Here is a 17,081-nt window from a genome sequence, read left to right as displayed (position 1 = left end):
ACGCGGCGGACCTTCCCGATCCGCCGCGCAGGCCATTCCGCTCATTGTTTCGGGAGAGACCTTCTCTTACACGAATCGCCTTCGAAGTATGCCGCAGAGGTAGTCGATGATGGTCACGGAGATGATGACCATGATCATCATGGTGCAGACCTCGCGGTAGAGGTAGCCGTTGATCTTGTCGAACATGAGGAAGCCGATGCCGCCTGCGCCCACGAAGCCGAGGATGGTGGCGCTGCGCACGTTGGATTCGAAGCGTAGCAGGGTGTAGCTGACGATGAGCGGCATGATCTGGGGGATGACCGAAAAGGCCATGATCTGGGCCGGGCCCGCGCCGGACGCGGTGACTGCCTCCACCTGGCCGGGTTCGATTTGTTCGATGGCCTCGGAAAAGACCTTGCCCAGAATGCCGAAGGTGTGGATGGCCAGTGCCAGTACGCCGGCGAACGGCCCCAGGCCGATGACCGCCACGAATATCAGGGCCATGACGAATTCATTGAAGCCGCGGCAGAAATCAAGGACGCGGCGGGCTCCGAACTGGCCGAACCGGCGAATCAGGCGCTGGACCATGCCGTCGCCCTGGACCATCAGCTCCAGGGTGTTGCTCGCCGCGAACATGGCCATGGGGATGGCCGCGATGAAGGCGATCAGCGTGCCCCAGATGGCTATGGCAACGGTCTCGACCAGGGCCGTCGTGTATTCGGTGAGATGGGACCATGCGGTCTCGGGCGGGAAGTAGCCGCCGGACTTCTCATCGGCGATGCGGTCGTATTCGCTTTTCACGATGGCGTCGCGGTCCGCCTGAGACATGGCCTCCATGCGGGCATCGGCGCGTTTCTTCGCCTCCCGCTGCATGGCCACCGGGTCCAGCTCCCTGCCCTTGGCAACATACTCCGCCTTGACGTCCTGGTAGGCCTCCTCGAAGGCGATGATGGCGGGCAGCCGTTTTGCCTGGTCCATGGCCGCCTGCTTGTCCGCGTCGTTGAGCTGCCTGCCAAAGAGATATTCGAAGGCGTTCTGGCGCTTGGCGTACAGCTTGAGCGGGTTGATGTCCGTGGAGATGTACGAGGCCGTCAGCACCGCGAGGATGATGATTAGCAGCCCCCCCAGGGCGAGCTTCTGGGAGAAGCTCTTCCTGGGGGTGACCTGTTCGAGTGTCAGATCGTGGTGCATGGTTACTTCTTCTGGGCCAACTGCTTTTTCAGACGCTTGAGGTAGCGGACGATGTCGTAGTTGGAGTCGGCGGTGTGGCGGTAGCCGCCGTTCTGCAGGGTCTGGAGGGACTCGTGATTGTCGTTGATCTTGAGCAGGGAGCCGGCGATGGCCACCTTCAGGCTCTCGGGCAGGTCCTTGCGCACGGCGATGGGCGCGCCGGGGATCAGGTCGGAGCGCTTGATGATGTTGAAGTCGGTCAGGGAGACGGCGCCCTTCTCGATCATGCGGTCGAGGTCGATGTTGTTGGTGGCGGCAACCTGGACGGAGCCGTTCTTGACGGCCAGAATGGACGCGCCGTGGGAGCCGGAGAAGCGGACTTCCTTGAAGTAGGTGTTGGGGTCGATCTTCATGTCACGGGCGAACATGACGTTGGGCACCAGGTAGCCGGAGGTGGAGTTGGGATCGGTGAAGGCGAAGCTCTTGCCCTTGGCCTGGTCCATGGCGGTGATGCCGGAATCCTTGCGGGTGATGATGATGCCGGTGTAGCCGGGCTGTCCCTGCTTGTTCAGCTCAAGGACGACGGCCTCGGCGTTGGCCTTCTCGGAGGCCTCGACGTAGCTCTTGGGACCGTAGTAGGCGAGGTCGATGTGCTTGTTGGCCATGGCAGTGATGATGCCGTTGTAGTCGGAGGCAGTGAAGACCTCGACCTTGACGCCGAGATCCTTCTCCAGCTGCTGGGCGATGGGCTTGGCGCGCTTGGCCGAGTCGGCGGCGCCTTCGGTCGGGATGAAACCGAGTTTCAGGGTCTTGGGCCAGGCGTCGGAGCCGGAGGCGTTGGCCAGGCCGGGCAGGGCAAAGGCCAGCATCAGCGCGGCCACCACGAACAGTTTCGTCAATTTGGAAGTCATGTGGATTTTCTCCTCTGTAAGGTTGATACCCTCCCGGCTTGCCGGGGTCCTCTAAGTCGTTGTGATCACAGTTATCCGCTAGGCTGCGGAAAGCTCTTGGAGAGCTTCCTCCGCCTTGTCGCCATAGATGGTGGAGACGGCCTCCTCGTTCAGGTCGCGGCAGCCGCCGTCAAAAATAAGTTCGCCCTTGGCCATGCCAAGAATGCGTTTGCCGTAGCGCTGGGCGAAGTCGATGTGGTGCAGGTTGACCAGCACCGGGATGCCGCGCTCCTCGTGGATGCGCTTGAGGGTCTGCATGACCAGCTCGGAGCTGCGCGGGTCCAGGGAGGCGATGGGTTCGTCGGCCAGGAACACCTCGGGCTCCTGGGCCAGGGCGCGAGCGATGGCCACCCGTTGCTGCTGGCCGCCGGACAGGGCATCGGCCCGGCGGAAGGCCAGGTCCTCAATGCCCACCTGCTTCAGGCAGTCGAAGGCGAACTCCCGTTCGGCCTTGGGGAATCGGCGTAGCAGGCTCATGCCGTGCCGCAGCGGAGAGGCGTTGAAGCGCAGGCGGCCCACCAGCACGTTCTCCAGCACCGAGAGCCTGCGCACCAGGTTGAACTGCTGAAAGATCATGCCAACGCGGCGGCGGACCTGCTTGAGGCGGCGTCCGTTGACCCTGGTCACGTCCTCGCCGAACAGGGCGAGCTCCCCGGAAGTGGGGCGGATCAGCCGGTTCAGGGAGCGAAGCAGGGTGGACTTGCCCGCGCCGGACAGGCCGATGACCACCACGAATTCATTGTCGCGCACGGTCAGGGAGACGTCCTTCAGCGCTTCGGTGCCGTTGGGGTACACCTTGCACAGGTTGGTGGCCCGGATGGCTTCCCTGGACCGCTGGGATTCGAGATTGATGGATTTCATGTCACGCCTCCGCGCTGGATATTCGTTTCGGGGAGTGCGTCAGGCGCACCGCCCATTTCAACTCCGAAAGATATCAGTCCAGGGAAACAACCCTATGATGGCTCTGTTACCTTCCCATGAAGAAGGGGAGCCGGGGGCATCCTTTCAGGCCGCGTTCCGGGTGATGTCCGAGGCGGCCGGACCGTTGCCCGCGCACCACGTCTCGATGACGGCGGGCACGTCCTGCACCACGCGGACCCGGAGCAGATCGCCGCGCAGGCCGGGCGCGATGGCCCCCCGGTCGTCCAGCCCCACGGCGCGGGCCGGGTTGCGGCTGACCTTGGAAACGGCCTCGGACAGGGGCAGGCCCAGCGCGCGGTGGAGCACGAAGACCCCGGAGAGCAGGCTGCCAGGCACGTAGTCCGAGGAGAGGATGTCCAGTAGGCCCGCCTCGGCCAGCTCCGCGGCGGCCACGTTGCCCGAGTGGGAGCCGCCCCGGACCACGTTGGGCGCGCCCATGACGATGGCGATACCCGCCTTGCGCGCCTCTGTGGCGGCGTGCAGGGTGGTGGGAAATTCCGAGATGGCCACCTGCTCGGCCCGGGCCATGGCCACATGCTCTCCGGTGGTGTCGTCGTGGGAGGCCAGGGGGATGTTCCGCTCCCGGCACAGGGCCACGATGGCGGCCCGGTTGGGCCCGGCGCAGTCCTCACGAATGGCCTGGAGCCTGCGGGACACGGCCTCGAACTCCTCGTCGTTCCAGGAGTGCTTGGCGAAAAACTTGCGGTACTGGGCGGGGTCGGTGAACTGGCGCTGGCCCGGCGTGTGGTCCATGAGCGAGACCAGCAGCAGGGCCTCGTCGTCCACGTGGGGGGCGAGCATCTCCAGCACCCTCGGGTCGGAGTATTCGCAACGCAGGTGCAGCCGGTGGTCGGCCTTGAGCACGCCCATGGTCCGGGCCTTGCGGATAGCCTTGACCGAGAGGTCCATGATCCGGGACCGCTTGGGCCCGTCGTGGTATTCGCCCAGGCTCACGGCGTCGAGGACCGTGGTGATGCCCGCGCCCGCCATCTGGGCGTCGTGGGCCAGGACCGAGGCCACGGGGTCGGGCCAGAACACGCCCGGCCTGGGCTCCAGTTCCTTTTCCAGGTTGTCGGTGTGCAGCTCCACGAATCCGGGCAGCAGGTAGTCTCCGTCCAGGTCCTGCGCGCCGGGGATGGCGGTGTTGCCCGAGTCCACGGCGGTGATCCGGCCGTTTTCCACCACGACCGTGCCCCGGAGAATTTCTCCGGGCAGCACGACGCGGGCGTTGGTAAGGATGCGGTTCATGTTATGCGGCCTCCTTGAAGGCGGTCATGTGAAAAAGAGTGTCGGCCACGTCGTCCCGGACTTCCTCGTCGTGGAAGATGCCGACCACGGCGGCCCCGCGCGCCTTGGCCTCATGGATGAGTCCGACCACCACCCGGCGGTTGGCCGCGTCCAGGGAGGCCGTGGGTTCGTCCAGGAGCAGGATGGGGCGCTCCACGATGAAGCCCCGGGCGATGTTGACCCGCTGCTGTTCGCCGCCGGAGAAGGTTGCGGGGGGCAGGGACCACAGGGTGTCCGGAATATTCAGACGGGCCAGGAGTTCCCCTGCTTTGCTGCGTGCGGACTCCCGGTCGCCGGTGAGGTTGAAGAGCGGTTCGGCCACCACGTCCAGGGCCGGGACCCGAGGCACCACGCGCAGGAACTGGCTGACGTAGCCCATGGTCCGTTTGCGGATGTCCAGGACGTCGCGCGGCAGGGCGGCGGCCATGTCGACCATGCCGTCGGCGTGTCGGACGAGGATGCTTCCGCCGCCTGCCTTGTAGTTTCCGTACAGGGCGCAGATCAGCGAGGACTTGCCCGCGCCGGAGGAGCCGGTCAGGGCCACGCACTCGCCCGAGCGGACCGTAAGGTCCAGGTTGTTGAAGACCGGGATGACGATGCCGCCCTGGGTGTGCAGGGTGAAGGCCTTGGACAGGCCGGTCACGTTGATCATGGTATGGGACATGGTCTGCTCCTAGCCTTGCAGGATGGATGAGACGAGCAACTGGGTGTACGGGTGCTGGGGGTCGTCCAGGACCTGGTCCGTGAGCCCGGCCTCCACCACCTCGCCCCGCTGCATGACCATGAGCCGGTGGGCCAGCAGCCGAGCCACGGCCAGGTCGTGGGTGACGATGATCACCGACAGGTTCAGCTTGGCCACCAGGGTCCTGAGCAGGTCCAGCAACCGGGCCTGGACCGAGACGTCCAGGCCGCCGGTGGGCTCGTCCATGAAGATCAGGCTGGGCGAGGTCACCAGGTTGCAGGCGATCTGCAGCCGCTGCTGCATGCCGCCGGAAAATGTCCTGGGCAGGTGGTCGATGCGGTCCCTGTCGATCTCCACCTCGTCCAGCCACTTGAGGGCAGTGGAGCGGATGTCGCCGTAGTGGCGTGCGCCCACGCTCATGAGCCGCTCGCCGATGTTGGCTCCGGCGCTGACGCCGAGGCGCAGGCCGTCGCGGGGGTTCTGGCGTACGATGCCCCACTCGGTGCGGGCCAGCTTGCGCCGCAGAGGCTCGGGGGCGTGGTGCACGTCCACCTCGCCCAGGTCGCGGGAGCGGTAGCCGACCCGGCCCGAGGTGGGGCTGAGCCGTGCCGACAGGCAGTCCAGCAGGGTGGACTTGCCGGAGCCGGACTCGCCCACGATGCCCATGACCTCGCCGGGCCAGAGGTCGAAGGATATGTCCCGGCAACCGCAGATGTCGCCGTAGTATTTGCTGACGCCGCTGACGCTGACCAGCGGCCTTGCGCTTTTGCCCATGGTGTTTCTCAGTCCTTGCTGTCCGTGAGTTCGCTGAATTCATCCCGGGTGCCCATGGGCCCCAGGTGCCCGGCCTTGCGGCGGCGGGTGCAGTAGTCGGTGTCAGAGCAGACGAACATGCGCCCGCCCCGGTCATCCAGGATGACCTCGTCCAGGTAGCTGTCCTCGGCGCCGCACAGGGCGCAGCTCTCGTCCCACTTCTCCACCTCGAAGGGATGGTCCTCGAAGTCGAGGCTCTTCACGTCGGTGTAGGGCGGCACGGCGTAGATGCGTTTCTCGCGGCCCGCGCCGAAGAGGTGCAGGGCCGGGCTCTGGTGCAGCTTGGGGTTGTCGAATTTGGGGATGGGCGAGGGGCTCATGACGTAGCGACCGTTGACCGCCACCGGATACATGTAGTTGGTGGCGATGCGCCCGTGGCGGGCGATGTCCTCGTAGAGCTGGACGTGCATGACGCCGTACTCCTCCAGGGCGTGCATGGTCCGGGTCTCGGTCTCGCGCGGCTCCATCCAGCGCAGGGGCTCCGGGATGGGCACCTGGTAGACCATGATCTGGTCTTCGGTCAGGGGCGTCTCCGGGATGCGGTGGCGGGTCTGGATGACGTCGGCCTCGTCCGTGCGCTCGGTGGTCCTCACCCCGGCCACCTTGGCGAAGAAGGTCCGGATGGACACCGCGTTGGTGGTGTCGTCCGCGCCCTGATCGATGACCTTGAACACGTCGTTAGGACCCAGGATGGAGGCCGATACCTGGATGCCGCCCGTGCCCCAGCCATAGGGCATGGGCATCTCGCGGCCTGCGAAGGGCACCTGATAGCCGGGCACGGCCACGGCCTTGAGCAGGGCGCGGCGGATCATCCGCTTGGTCTGCTCGTCCAGGTAGGCGAAGTTGTACTCGTCGCGCACGGCGGCTCCGCAGTGGGCCGGCTCTTCCTGAAAGCTCATGCGGCCTTCTCCTTTTCGTCCTGGGACTGTTCAATGACGGCGTCTCCGTTCACGGCCTTGTCGTCGGTCGGTGATTCGGCCCGTTGCCGAGCCAGGATCTGGTCGCGCATGGTGCGGACCATGACCAGGTCGGCCTGGAAATCCACGTAGTGGGGGAGCTTGAGGTGCTGGACAAAGCCCTGCGCCTCCACGTTGTCGCTGTGATAGAGCACGAACTCCTCGTCGCGGGACGGGACGTCGAGGTCCTCGCCCAGCTCCCTGGCCTGGAGGGCGCGGTCCACCAGGGCCATGGCCATGACCTTGCGCTCGCAGTATCCGAAGCCGAGGCCGTAGCCGCGCGTGAACTTGGGCAGTTCGTCCTTGTTGCCCTTGAAGCTGGTGACCATTTCGCACTCGCTCACGGTGATGTCCCCGATCTCCACCTCAAAGCCGAGTTCCTCCGGGACGACGGAAACGGCCACCTCGCCCATGCGGATTTCCCCGGCAAAGGGATGGGTGTCGCCGAAACCGCGCTGGGTGGAGTACCCCAGGGCCAGCAGGAACCCCTCGTCCCCCCGGGCCAGGTTTTGGAGCCGCACGTCGCGCTCCGCCGGAAACGCGAGGGTCTCGCGGGTGATGTCGCCCACCTCGCCGCAGTCGTCGGACTCGGGCGTCGCCGCCAGCCCCTCGCGGGTGAGGAGGTCCATGACCCGCGAGCAGGGCGCGCCGTCCTCTTTGGGCGCGTCTAAAGGCGCGTCAACGGCATCGGGCCGGGCCGGGTCGAGGAGCGAAAAATCTATGAGCCGGTGTGTGTAGTCGTAGGTCGGGCCCAGAATCTGACCGCCCGGGATGTCCTTGAAGGTGGCCGAGACCCTGCGGCGCACGATCATGGCCGCGGTGTCCACTGGCTCCGACACGGCCAGCCTGGGCAGGGTGGTGCGGAATGCCCGGAGCAGGAACACGGCCTCCACCAGGTCGCCCTGGGCCTGCTTGATGGCCAGCGCCGCCAGTTCGGGGTCGTACAGGGAGCCTTCGGTCATGACCCGGTCCACGGCCAGTCCGAGCTGTTCGCGGATCTGCGCCACTTCCAGTTCGGGGATGGCGACGTCGCCGCGCCGTTCCTCGGCCATGAGCCGGTGGCCGTTTCGAATGGCGGTCTCGCCGCCTTTTACCGCGACGTACATTTAGACCTCCACCCTGACGGATCGGGGCAGGGAGGCGATCTCCGTGTCCGTGGCCAGGATTACGTCGTACCCAAGCGGGTAGCGGGCGTGGTTCCGGCCCATCTCGGTCCAGAAATTTTCTTCAAGGCCGACCACGCCAAGGCGCATTTCGTCCTTGATGCCCGGGCCGGTCAGGCGCACGCCGCTCCCGACCTCCAGCCGGTTCACCTGGATAATGACCGTGGTCGAGCGGTCCGGGTATTCCTGGTGGCCGGGGTTGAAACGCGACAGGTCGGGCAGCCGGGTGCCGTCCAGAACCAGTGCGAACCCGGCGGACTCCTGGTCCTGAACAACTGGACAGCCGCAGTGGAAGCGCAGGTAGGTGGAGACCTCCGCGGGCGGGTTTTCTCCGAGCCACATGGGGGTGTCCAGGTCGGCCAGGGCCAGGCAGACCGAGGCCGCCGCCGGACGCAGGGGCCGGGGCGGATCGGGCCAGTTGCCGAGCACGGTGACCGTGCCGGGGCGGGCCATGGTGGCCAGCACGGCGCGGAAGATGCGCTGGCTGTCCATCACCGGGCTTTCCAGACCCGGTGAAACGGTTTCCGTTTGACCTTGCATCATCAGTCCTCCTTGTCCTGGCCTCGGGCCATGGTGAAAAAGTTCACCCTGGTGGCGGCGGTTTTGACCGCCTGCCGCTTCAGGGCCTCTTCCCGCCTCGCTTGGAGGGGCGGAATGATCCGGTCATGCAGTTCCGCGTCCGGATCGGCCTGGAACAGGGCGTCGAACAGGGCGGCCAGCTCGGCGTGCCGCCGGTTGCGTCCGGCCACGTAGCCGTGTCCCACCACCGGGGCGTCGCCCTCGAGGCGCAGGGAGCACCGGGTTATGGTCATCTCGCCCAGGTTGAAGCGGCGGCCCGCGCCGTCCGCTCTGGCCCGGATCATGGCCATGCCTGTCTCCGGAGCACGCAGCAGGGTGTAGGCTGGCCGGGAGTCCAGTCCGTTCAAGGCGTCCTCCAGGGCCGGGGCTCCGGCCCGGGCGAGGACGCCCATCCAATATTGCCGCCGTGCGATGGTGGGGTCTTTGTGCTTGTCGGGTTTCATTTTCGTGAAAAGTGGGTTGGCGCGCTGGACAGGGAGGCCGGTCCGTGGTCTCGCATCAGGATCACCTTCGGGAGGGATGCATGAGCCCTGACACGGAACGGGTCGCCCTGTGGCGGCGCATTTACGGGAAAATCAAGGACGACGTCGGTTCGGGCGCGCTCGCGCCCGGCGACAAGCTGCCGTCCGAGAACCGGCTGGCCGCCCACTGGGGTGTCAACCGGCATACGGTCCGGCGCGCCTTGGCCGCGCTGGAAGAGGAAGGGGTACTGCGCGTGGAGCAGGGGCGCGGCAGCTTCGTGCGCGAGCCGGTCATCAGCTATCCGGTCAAGCGGCGAACCCGGTTCAGCGAGAACCTGCTTGAGCAGCGTCGGGTGCCCGGCAACCTGCTTCTTCGGGCCGGACAGGCCGAGGCGGACGCGGAAGTGGCCGAGGCCCTGGGCATCGCGCAGGGCAGCGAGGTGATCCGCCTGGTCACGGCAGGCGAGGCGGACGGACGGCGCATCAGCCTGTCCATCTCCTTTTTCCCGGCCCGCCGGTTTCCCGGCTTCATCGCGGCATATCGTCAGGAGGAATCCGTGACCCGGACCCTGGCGCGGTTCGGCGTGGCGGACTATGCCCGCATGTCCTCCAAGGTCATCGCCCGCATGCCCTCCCGGGACGAGGCGCGGGAACTGCAACAGCCCCGAACCCGCCCGGTGCTGGTCACCGAGAGCGTCAACGTGGACACGGACGGCGTGCCGGTGGAGTTCGGCATCTGTCTTTTCGCCAGCGATTGGGTGCAGTTGGTGGTCGAGCCGTCGCATTGATCTTCTCTTGTCAGTTTCAGAGGTTCGGCACCGTGCCGTTCCCCTGTGCCGCAGACATAGGAGAGGGCGGCGGCGATGGCATTAGACAAGTGGGCGACTTGTGCGCAACTGGTCGTTATTTCAAGTTTTCGTAACATCGGCGTCACCTTTGTCACCCATTTGGCGACAGGTTGTCGTTTCCCGGAAGCCGGGTCGGGATATGGTCCGCCCATGCCGAATGACACCCCTCCTTCCGCTTCAGAAACCGATGCCGTGGGCTCGTGGCCCGAACCCCGGGTACACCCTTCCGCGAGACTGATGAAGAGCCGGCTGGATGCTTTCACGGAAGTGGGAGAGGGCTGCCTGCTCCTGGAGAGTTCGCTGGGCGCGTATTCCTACCTGAGCCCTGAGTGCGACGTGGCGCATGCCGAGATCGGCAGGTTTGCGTCCATCGCTTCTCAGGTTCGTATCGGGCCCACCAATCATCCCATGTGGCGGGCCTCCCAACATCATTTTACCTACCGCAGCGACCAGTACGGATTCGGTCCGGACGACGCCGGTCTTTTCGAGTGGCGGCGGAAACAGCGGACCGTGGTGGGCCACGACGTCTGGATCGGGCACGGGGCCATCCTGCTGCCCGGTGTCCATGTGGGCGACGGCGCGGTGGTGGCGGCCGGGGCCGTGGTGTCGCGGGACGTGCCTCCCTACAGCGTGGTCGGCGGGGTGCCAGCCAGGCACATCAAGGACCGCTTTCAACCCAAGGTGCGGGAGCGGCTGGTCCGCCTTGCGTGGTGGGACTGGTCCCATGAGCGGATCGGCGCGGCATTGCCGGACTTCCGGCATCTGGCCATCGAGGAATTTCTGGACAAATATGAACGCGAGACGGAGTGAGCACATGGCGGCGCGATACGGAGTATACTATGCCCCGGAAGAGGGGAGCGAACTGGAGCAGTTCGGAAGCAGGTGGCTCGGACGGAGCGCGGCTACGGGCAGGGAGATACGCCAGCCCGGCGTGCCGGGCCTGGACCGGGAGATCGTGCAGATCCTGACCCAGGCTCCACGATTGTATGGATTTCACGGCACTCTCGTCCCACCTTTCCCTCTCTGCAGGGGATGCTCTTCCGAGGATTTCCGGGACAAGGTGGCCGCGTGCGCTCGTAACCTGGCCCCCATTGATCTCGGGCCTCTGGAACTGCGTGTGCTCGGCTCTTTCCTGGCGCTGGTCCCGGCGGAGGCGGCAGGCATGGAAGGGCTTCGCGCCCTGCACGAGACCTGTCTGCTTGCGCTCCATCCCTTCCGCGAACCGCCCTCCAAAGCGGAGATGGCGCGCCGCCGGGCCAGGGGGTTGACGCCGACCCAGGACAGGCTCCTCGTCCGCTTTGGGTATCCATACGTCCTGGAGGAGTATCGCTTTCACCTGACGCTCACCGATGCGGTCCCTGATCGCGAACGGCGGGCAGCGTTGCTGGAGTATCTGGAATTCGAGACCAGGCCCTTGCGCGAGGGAGCCCATCCCGTCCGCGAACTTTGCCTGTTCCGCCAGGAGTCCCCGGGCGAGCCCTTTACCATCGTGGAGCGGTTCCCCATGGGAAAGGAGGCGGAGGGATGACCGGCGAACTGATTTACGTCATCGGCCCTTCGGGGAGCGGCAAAGATAGCGTCATGGCGGATGCCCGCGATCGGCTGGCCGGTTCAGGAGCGCTCTTTGCCCATCGCTACATCACCCGGCCCGCGTCCGCCGGGGGCGAGAACCACGTGCATCTCTCCGAGGCGGAGTTCCAGGCGCGGCTGGACAACGGCCTGTTCGCCCTGCACTGGGACAGCCATGGCTGGCGTTACGGTATCGGCTCCGAGATCGGGCTGTGGCTGTCGCGCGGGCTGCCAGTGGTGGTCAACGGCTCCAGGGCCTACCTGGGCGAGGCCGTGGGCCGCTACCCGAAGCTGCTGCCCGTGCTGGTGGAGGTGGACCCGGACATACTGCGCCAACGGCTGCTGGCCCGGGGGCGGGAAACGCCCGTGGAGATCGAGCGGCGGCTGGCGCGCGGAGAGCGCTACCCCGTGTCCCATCCCCGGCTGGAGCGGGTTGACAACAGCGGCGATCTGGCGGATGCCGGAGAGCGGCTCGCAGCCATTGTTTCCCGCAACCTTCATTCCATGAAAAAGGCAGTATGACCGACTTCTCCACAATTCCCGAGCTGGCCGCCGCCAAGGCAGTGATCTTCGACTGCGACGGCGTGCTCATCGAATCCTGGGCCTCCACCATGTATTACTTCAACCATGTGCGCCGCGCAGTGGGCCTCGGTCCCATGGACGCGGAACTGGAGGAGTACTGCTTCATCCACACCATTGACGAGTCCCTCGCCCACATGGTGCCGCCGGAACTGCTGGACAGGGCCATGGCCGCGAAGCTGCCCATGCCCTTTGACGGCATGATCCCGCTCATCGAGTTGCAGCCCGGCATCATCGGATTCCTGGAGTCCCTGCGCCGGGCCGGCAAGCTCCTGGCCGTGGATACCAACGGAGGCGAGGAGCAGTACGAAATCCTTCGCGCCAACGACCTGCTTGACCGCTTCGACCTGATCGTCACCGCAGACGACGTGGCGCGCGGCAAGCCCTCCCCGGACGGCCCCCGGCTGATCCTCGACCACTTCGCTCTGACTCCGGAAGAGGCCCTGTTCGTCGGCGATTCGATCATGGACCAGGGTGCGGCGGACGCGACGGGCATCCCGTTCTGGGCCTATCGCAACCCGGCCCTCTCTGCTCGGCGTCACATCGACGATTACGCATCACTGCTCGGCTAGCGTAGGCAGGGTCCCGTTTTTTCGGACGGCATCACCATTTCATCAATTCGGCTCAGACAGGCTGTCCCGTGAGGGGCAAGCCGAGGTCCGCTACGCCCAGTTGACGGCGGCATGTGGGGAAGCAAACACCGTCTGGACAAATTTTCCAGGTACCTATGGCTTCCCGCCGCTCTCCGCGTCGCGACTATGGTCAATCCGCCATCGGCTCTCTCCGGCGCGGGCAGGCCCGTTATTCCTTCGGGAAGCGGGCTGTCCGAAACGTAACGTAACCGTTCACGTAACTTCACTCTTCATAGCGGGGAGTGGGCCAAAAGATAGGCATGAACATACTGAACGCGCGAGTGCTGCTTCCGGGCGGCGAAATACGGCAAGCGGACCTGAGGCTGGAGGACGGTGTCATCACCGAAGTAGGGACCGCCGGTCCCCACAACGGCGGGACAGTCAACGCGGGCGGACTGCTGGCCCTGCCCGGCATCGTGGACCTGCACGGCGACGGGTTCGAGCGGCATATCATGCCTCGTCCCGGGGTCTCCTTCAGCAGGGACCTGGGTTTGCTGGACACGGATCGGACCATGACCGCCAACGGCATCACCACCGCCTTCCACGGACTGACCTATTCCTGGGAGCCGGGGCTCCGGGGGCGGGACGCGGCCCTGGAGTTCTTGCAGGACTATGCCAAGCTCAAGCCGCGCCTGGGCTGCGACACCCTATTGCACCTGCGCTTCGAGACGTACAACCTTCCGGCCCTGGACGAGGTCGCCTCCTGGCTGCGGCGGGGCATGGTCGACATGCTCGCCTTCAACGACCACGTGGACCACATGTTCGGGCATGTGGACAACCATGACAAGATGTCCGGTTATACTCACCGCACCGGCCTGGACAGGGACGAGTTCATGGAACTGCTCGGCAGGGTGCACGCCCGCCGCGAGGAGGTCTCCGCCGGGATTGAGAGGCTGGCTTCCATCGCGAGGGAGGAGGGTATCCCCATGGCCTCCCATGATGATCCGGACCCTGAGGTCAGAAGTTGGTACAACGGGCTGGGCTGCTCCATCTCGGAATTTCCCCTTGACGAGGTCACGGCCCGTGCGGCGCGAAATATGGGGGACGCCATTGTGCTCGGTGCGCCCAACGCCCTGCGCGGCAAAAGTCACATTGCCCGGCTCATGGCCCGCGACGCCATCCGCGAGGGACTGTGCGACGCGTTGACTTCCGACTATTATTATCCCTCCCAACTCCAGGCCGCCTTCGCCCTGGCGCGCGAGGGCGTCTGCGATTTTCCCTCGGCCTGGTCCCTGGTCTCCGAAGGGCCCGCCGTAGCGGCCGGGCTGGCGGACCGGGGTCGGATCGAACAGGGCAGGCGTGCGGACCTGGTCCTGGTGGACGACTCCGATCCATTCCTTCCTTTTGCAGCCATGACCATTTCCAGGGGCAAGCCGGTGTTCACGGCCAACGGTTTGGGCTGCCCGGGCTGAACCCGACCCGGCTTCTATGCTGAAGGCCAATGTTGTCCCCGTCCTTCGCAACCCGCCGAACTTGCTTCGTACGAGCGGATTGTCCGGAAAACCCAGAAAAAAATACATCCGTTTTTCCTTCGTAAAATCAACCTGCTGTGAAACCATGGTTCCCTCTTAAGCCCGATGGGAGTTCAGACCGGGAGAATCTCCTATGGACAGGAAGTGGCTGTGTGGGTATTTAGGATGTATCTTCTGCTGTCTGGTTTTATTGGACTCGAAGAAAGGTATGGAAAAACTGTTACGTACGGCTCCCGGGCTGACTGACCGGGAGTATTCAAGGGTTCGTTTTGGGCAAGATTCTGGTAATTGATGACGATCCGATGATCGGCCAACTGCTCAAGCTGATGGCGATCAAGGAGGGACACCAGTGCGAGGCGGTCTTTTCCGTCGCCGAAGGACTGGAGTTCTTGCAGCGCGAACCAGTGGACATCATTTTTCTGGACGTGCTGTTGCCTGAGGGGAACGGCATCAATTCCATTCCGCCCATTCTCAACTCCGCGCCGGAAACCGATATCGTCATGCTGACCGGGGAGTCGAGCACCCAGTACATTGAGAAGGCCTTCAAGGCCGGGGCCACGGACTACCTGATCAAGCCGGTCAATTTGGAGCGGTTTTCCAAAGTCGTGGGCAGCCTGATCAAGCTGAAACGCAAGAACAACGTACAGCGCCAGATTTCCCGGGAAGAGATCATCGGCGATAGCGCCAAGATCAAGCAGTGCATCGAAAAGGTGGCCCAGTCATCCCTGGGCGATGCCAACGTGCTCATCCAGGGGGAGACCGGAACCGGCAAGGAGCTTTTTGCCAAGGCGATCCACGCCAACAGCGGCCGCGCCAAGAACAAGTATATCATCGTCGACTGCACCAACCTTCCGGTCAACCTTGCGGAGAGCCTGCTCTTCGGCCATGATCGGGGGTCCTTTACCGGAGCCGAGAAAGCCAAGAAGGGACTCTTCGAGCTGGCGCACAACGGCACCATCTTTCTCGATGAGATCGGTGACCTCGACCTGGCCATCCAGAAGTCCCTCCTACGGGTGCTTCAGGAGAAAAAATTCCGGCCCCTGTCCACCGCCTATGAAGTGGAGAGCGATTTCCGCCTGGTGGCGGCCACCAACCGGGACCTCCAGGCCATGGTTCATCAGGGGACCTTCCGCAAGGATCTCTATTTTCGTCTGCAGGCCTTTGTCATCAGCCTGCCTCCACTCAGGGAGCGGGAGGGTGACATCGAGAGGCTGGTGGACCACTATCTGGGGATCATCTGCGAGGAAAAGGAGATGCGCCCCCTTGAAGTGGGCGAAGATTTCATGAGCGCGCTCAAGGCCTACGAGTGGCCCGGCAACGTGCGCGAATTGGTCAACGTTCTCCAGATTTCCGTGCACAAGGCCATGTTCGACGACCGGCTGACATTCTATCACCTGCCGCAGCAACTGCGGATGTCGAAGGTGGTTCAGGATGCGGAGATTCGCAGCCCGGAGCCTCACGTGACGCCCAGTGGGTACAACCTTACCCTGCCCGTGCATGATGGAGACGGCACGTTGCCCAAGCTGAAAGAGGTCAGGAAAAAGACCATTGACGCCATGGAGCAGAGCTATCTTCATCAACTGGTCATGCTCAGCGATAACTCAGCCAAGACCGCATGCAAGATGTCCGGACTTTCCAGAGCCCGCCTCTACGAACTGCTCAACAAGCACAACCTCAGCCTGCGGGGCAACTGATCCCTTGTCTTGCCGTTCGTCAATCGCGCCGGAGTATCGGATGGAGACGGCAGTTGTTTTCAGTGTCGCAGGCACTGAATTTGCAGGCAGTTTCGCATGAGTCTCGACAAGCAGTGCAGGAAATATCTTCAAGTGGTCATCAGGGAGAATCTCAGGCTGAGCGGGGTACGTCCCGATGCCGTGGAGGCTTTCCGCCGATGTCTGGATGCAGGAAATGCCGACGAAGAAGAGCGACGCGGTTCCGTACGGCGTTCCGTCACTTTGCGGGCGGTCATTTATGTTCAGAAGCGGGGGAACGAAATATTCTGTTTGCCCGCAGTGATACGTAATATTTCCGCATCAGGTGTGATGCTGGAAGTCGAGGACAAGGGCCACCTGTTCGCCCGGGCTATTGACGAAATTGAAATGTTCACTGTCAGCTTCTGTCTTTCCGGCGACGCCGAACCGATGACCATCGAATGCCAGCCCCGGCATATCGAGGTCAGTGAAATCGTGGGCATCGGCGCGGAATTCTCTTCGCTGGACGGCCGTTCGCAGCGCTATCTTATGTAGGCATTTTATCCCGCTACCGCCTGCGGGCGGGTCTCCGTTACCTGCAGGCTTCTCCGCAAATTACGACCGTATTTCTTGGGGAATTCCGGGCCACTGAGTAGGCCTGCATTGACCCGGCGAACAGTTCGTCCGAGCTCTCGGCTCCATTGCTCGAGGTGCCGCAGATGCCGAACGGCATGGTGGTTCGCTGTCCCAGGCGTATTTTTTTCAATTCCGTTGCGATTGCTTCCTTGAGCCGGCTGGCCGCCACCTTGGCGCCGTCCACATCCGTACTCGGCAGGAGGATGGAGTATTTGTCCTGTTCCAGTACCGAGAAGATGTCGCTGCTGCGAATGGTTTCGGAGACGGTGTGAATGAATAACTTTCTGATATCCTTCACATTGCGTTCCAGTTGCTTGGCCGTCTCATTGATGTCTCCGAAGGAGAAAACCATGATCGAGAGCGGGAGCTCGTGGCGGTGGCTTCTGCTGAACTCCAGCTTCAAGGCGTTGAGAAAGAAACGCTCGTTGTAGAGGTTGGTGTTCGGGTCGGACATGGAGAGCTTAGCGAGCCTGATGCCTTGAATGCGAAACGCCAGTATCGCCACAGCCAGGCAGCAGGCCGAATACAGGAGGAGCGGCAGGGTGTCTGTCCAGGCGACGTGCGCGGGGGCTACGGCGCAGAATACCCCCCATCCGACGAGGTATGCTACAGCCAAGACCGCATAGAAGATCGCAGGGTTTTGGAATCTGTCAAACATGTTTGAAATCCTTGCAAAAAACATACGACACACGC

The 17,081-nt window shown here is 64.0% G+C and carries 19 protein-coding genes; 8 read left to right on the top strand and 11 right to left on the bottom strand.

All coding sequences use genetic code 11. From position 1 onward, the window contains the following. Positions 1 to 66: 66 nt before the first annotated feature. The 10 genes from phnE to phnG all read right to left on the bottom strand — a co-directional run bounded on the left by phnE (position 67) and on the right by phnG (position 8,943). Complete coding sequence (phnE, locus tag GM415_RS03420; protein WP_158946436.1) at positions 67 to 1,170, bottom strand: phosphonate ABC transporter, permease protein PhnE; 1,104 nt, start codon at positions 1,168 to 1,170, stop codon at positions 67 to 69. Between the two features lie 2 nt (positions 1,171 to 1,172). After that, positions 1,173 to 2,060, bottom strand: a complete 888-nt coding sequence (phnD, locus tag GM415_RS03415; RefSeq protein ID WP_158946435.1) for a phosphonate ABC transporter substrate-binding protein — start codon at positions 2,058 to 2,060, stop codon at positions 1,173 to 1,175. A 78-nt stretch (positions 2,061 to 2,138) separates the two neighbouring features. Then, entirely contained in the window at positions 2,139 to 2,960 is an 822-nt protein-coding gene (gene phnC / locus GM415_RS03410) for a phosphonate ABC transporter ATP-binding protein (RefSeq protein WP_158946434.1), read from the bottom strand. A gap of 144 nt (positions 2,961 to 3,104) precedes the next feature. Then, positions 3,105 to 4,268: an alpha-D-ribose 1-methylphosphonate 5-triphosphate diphosphatase gene (locus tag GM415_RS03405; protein WP_158946433.1), complete on the bottom strand. Its 1,164-nt coding sequence runs from the start codon at positions 4,266 to 4,268 to the stop codon at positions 3,105 to 3,107. A gap of 1 nt (position 4,269) precedes the next feature. After that, positions 4,270 to 4,971 carry a phosphonate C-P lyase system protein PhnL gene (gene phnL, locus GM415_RS03400; RefSeq protein ID WP_158946432.1) on the bottom strand — a complete coding sequence of 234 codons (702 nt, stop codon included), beginning with the start codon at positions 4,969 to 4,971 and terminating at the stop codon, positions 4,270 to 4,272. Positions 4,972 to 4,980: 9 nt separating this feature from the next. Next, the gene (phnK, locus tag GM415_RS03395) at positions 4,981 to 5,763 is read right to left on the bottom strand and encodes a phosphonate C-P lyase system protein PhnK (RefSeq protein ID WP_158946431.1); all 783 of its coding nucleotides are present in this window, start codon (positions 5,761 to 5,763) and stop codon (positions 4,981 to 4,983) included. Positions 5,764 to 5,771: 8 nt separating this feature from the next. Next, positions 5,772 to 6,701, bottom strand: coding sequence for an alpha-D-ribose 1-methylphosphonate 5-phosphate C-P-lyase PhnJ (locus tag GM415_RS03390; RefSeq protein WP_158946430.1), 930 nt, complete (start codon positions 6,699 to 6,701; stop codon positions 5,772 to 5,774). Beyond that, the gene (locus GM415_RS03385; RefSeq protein ID WP_158946429.1) at positions 6,698 to 7,864 is read right to left on the bottom strand and encodes a carbon-phosphorus lyase complex subunit; all 1,167 of its coding nucleotides are present in this window, start codon (positions 7,862 to 7,864) and stop codon (positions 6,698 to 6,700) included. The genes GM415_RS03390 and GM415_RS03385 overlap by 4 nt, the downstream gene beginning before the upstream one ends. After that, positions 7,865 to 8,464 carry a phosphonate C-P lyase system protein PhnH gene (gene phnH, locus GM415_RS03380; RefSeq protein WP_158946428.1) on the bottom strand — a complete coding sequence of 200 codons (600 nt, stop codon included), beginning with the start codon at positions 8,462 to 8,464 and terminating at the stop codon, positions 7,865 to 7,867. It abuts the gene before it with no gap. After that, positions 8,464 to 8,943 (bottom strand): phosphonate C-P lyase system protein PhnG, encoded by a 480-nt coding sequence (gene phnG / locus GM415_RS03375; protein WP_158946427.1) that lies wholly within the window; start codon positions 8,941 to 8,943, stop codon positions 8,464 to 8,466. Before phnG ends, phnH begins: the two co-directional genes overlap by 1 nt. 80 nt (positions 8,944 to 9,023) lie before the next feature. Here phnG and phnF point away from each other — a divergent pair, with 80 nt between their 5' ends. The 8 genes from phnF to GM415_RS03335 all read left to right on the top strand — a co-directional run bounded on the left by phnF (position 9,024) and on the right by GM415_RS03335 (position 16,307). Then, on the top strand, positions 9,024 to 9,749 hold the full coding sequence (gene phnF / locus GM415_RS03370; RefSeq protein ID WP_158946426.1) for a phosphonate metabolism transcriptional regulator PhnF: 726 nt from the start codon (positions 9,024 to 9,026) through the stop codon (positions 9,747 to 9,749). A gap of 210 nt (positions 9,750 to 9,959) precedes the next feature. After that, positions 9,960 to 10,619 (top strand): DapH/DapD/GlmU-related protein, encoded by a 660-nt coding sequence (locus GM415_RS03365; protein ID WP_158946425.1) that lies wholly within the window; start codon positions 9,960 to 9,962, stop codon positions 10,617 to 10,619. A 4-nt stretch (positions 10,620 to 10,623) separates the two neighbouring features. Continuing rightward, complete coding sequence (locus tag GM415_RS03360) at positions 10,624 to 11,337, top strand: DUF1045 domain-containing protein (protein WP_158946424.1); 714 nt, start codon at positions 10,624 to 10,626, stop codon at positions 11,335 to 11,337. Next, positions 11,334 to 11,900, top strand: coding sequence for a phosphonate metabolism protein/1,5-bisphosphokinase (PRPP-forming) PhnN (gene phnN, locus GM415_RS03355; protein WP_158946423.1), 567 nt, complete (start codon positions 11,334 to 11,336; stop codon positions 11,898 to 11,900). Before GM415_RS03360 ends, phnN begins: the two co-directional genes overlap by 4 nt. Further along, positions 11,897 to 12,529 (top strand): HAD family hydrolase, encoded by a 633-nt coding sequence (locus tag GM415_RS03350; RefSeq protein WP_158946422.1) that lies wholly within the window; start codon positions 11,897 to 11,899, stop codon positions 12,527 to 12,529. The genes phnN and GM415_RS03350 overlap by 4 nt, the downstream gene beginning before the upstream one ends. A gap of 320 nt (positions 12,530 to 12,849) precedes the next feature. Further along, positions 12,850 to 14,001, top strand: coding sequence for an alpha-D-ribose 1-methylphosphonate 5-triphosphate diphosphatase (locus GM415_RS03345; protein WP_242012335.1), 1,152 nt, complete (start codon positions 12,850 to 12,852; stop codon positions 13,999 to 14,001). Between the two features lie 329 nt (positions 14,002 to 14,330). Then, a complete protein-coding gene (locus tag GM415_RS03340) occupies positions 14,331 to 15,755 on the top strand; it encodes a sigma-54-dependent transcriptional regulator (RefSeq protein WP_242012334.1) in 1,425 nt (474 codons plus the stop codon). A 96-nt stretch (positions 15,756 to 15,851) separates the two neighbouring features. Next, positions 15,852 to 16,307 (top strand): PilZ domain-containing protein, encoded by a 456-nt coding sequence (locus GM415_RS03335; RefSeq protein WP_158946421.1) that lies wholly within the window; start codon positions 15,852 to 15,854, stop codon positions 16,305 to 16,307. 37 nt (positions 16,308 to 16,344) lie between these two features. Here the strand turns inward: GM415_RS03335 and GM415_RS03330 are convergent, their stop codons facing one another. Continuing rightward, positions 16,345 to 17,046 (bottom strand): GGDEF domain-containing protein, encoded by a 702-nt coding sequence (locus GM415_RS03330; protein ID WP_158946420.1) that lies wholly within the window; start codon positions 17,044 to 17,046, stop codon positions 16,345 to 16,347. Between the last annotated feature and the right edge of the window lie 35 nt (positions 17,047 to 17,081).

The sequence above is a fragment of the Pseudodesulfovibrio cashew genome (genome assembly GCF_009762795.1).
Classification (GTDB): domain Bacteria; phylum Desulfobacterota; class Desulfovibrionia; order Desulfovibrionales; family Desulfovibrionaceae; genus Pseudodesulfovibrio; species Pseudodesulfovibrio cashew.
The sequence above is the reverse complement of the archived record's forward strand: the minus strand, read 5'-3'. Positions and strand labels throughout refer to the sequence as shown.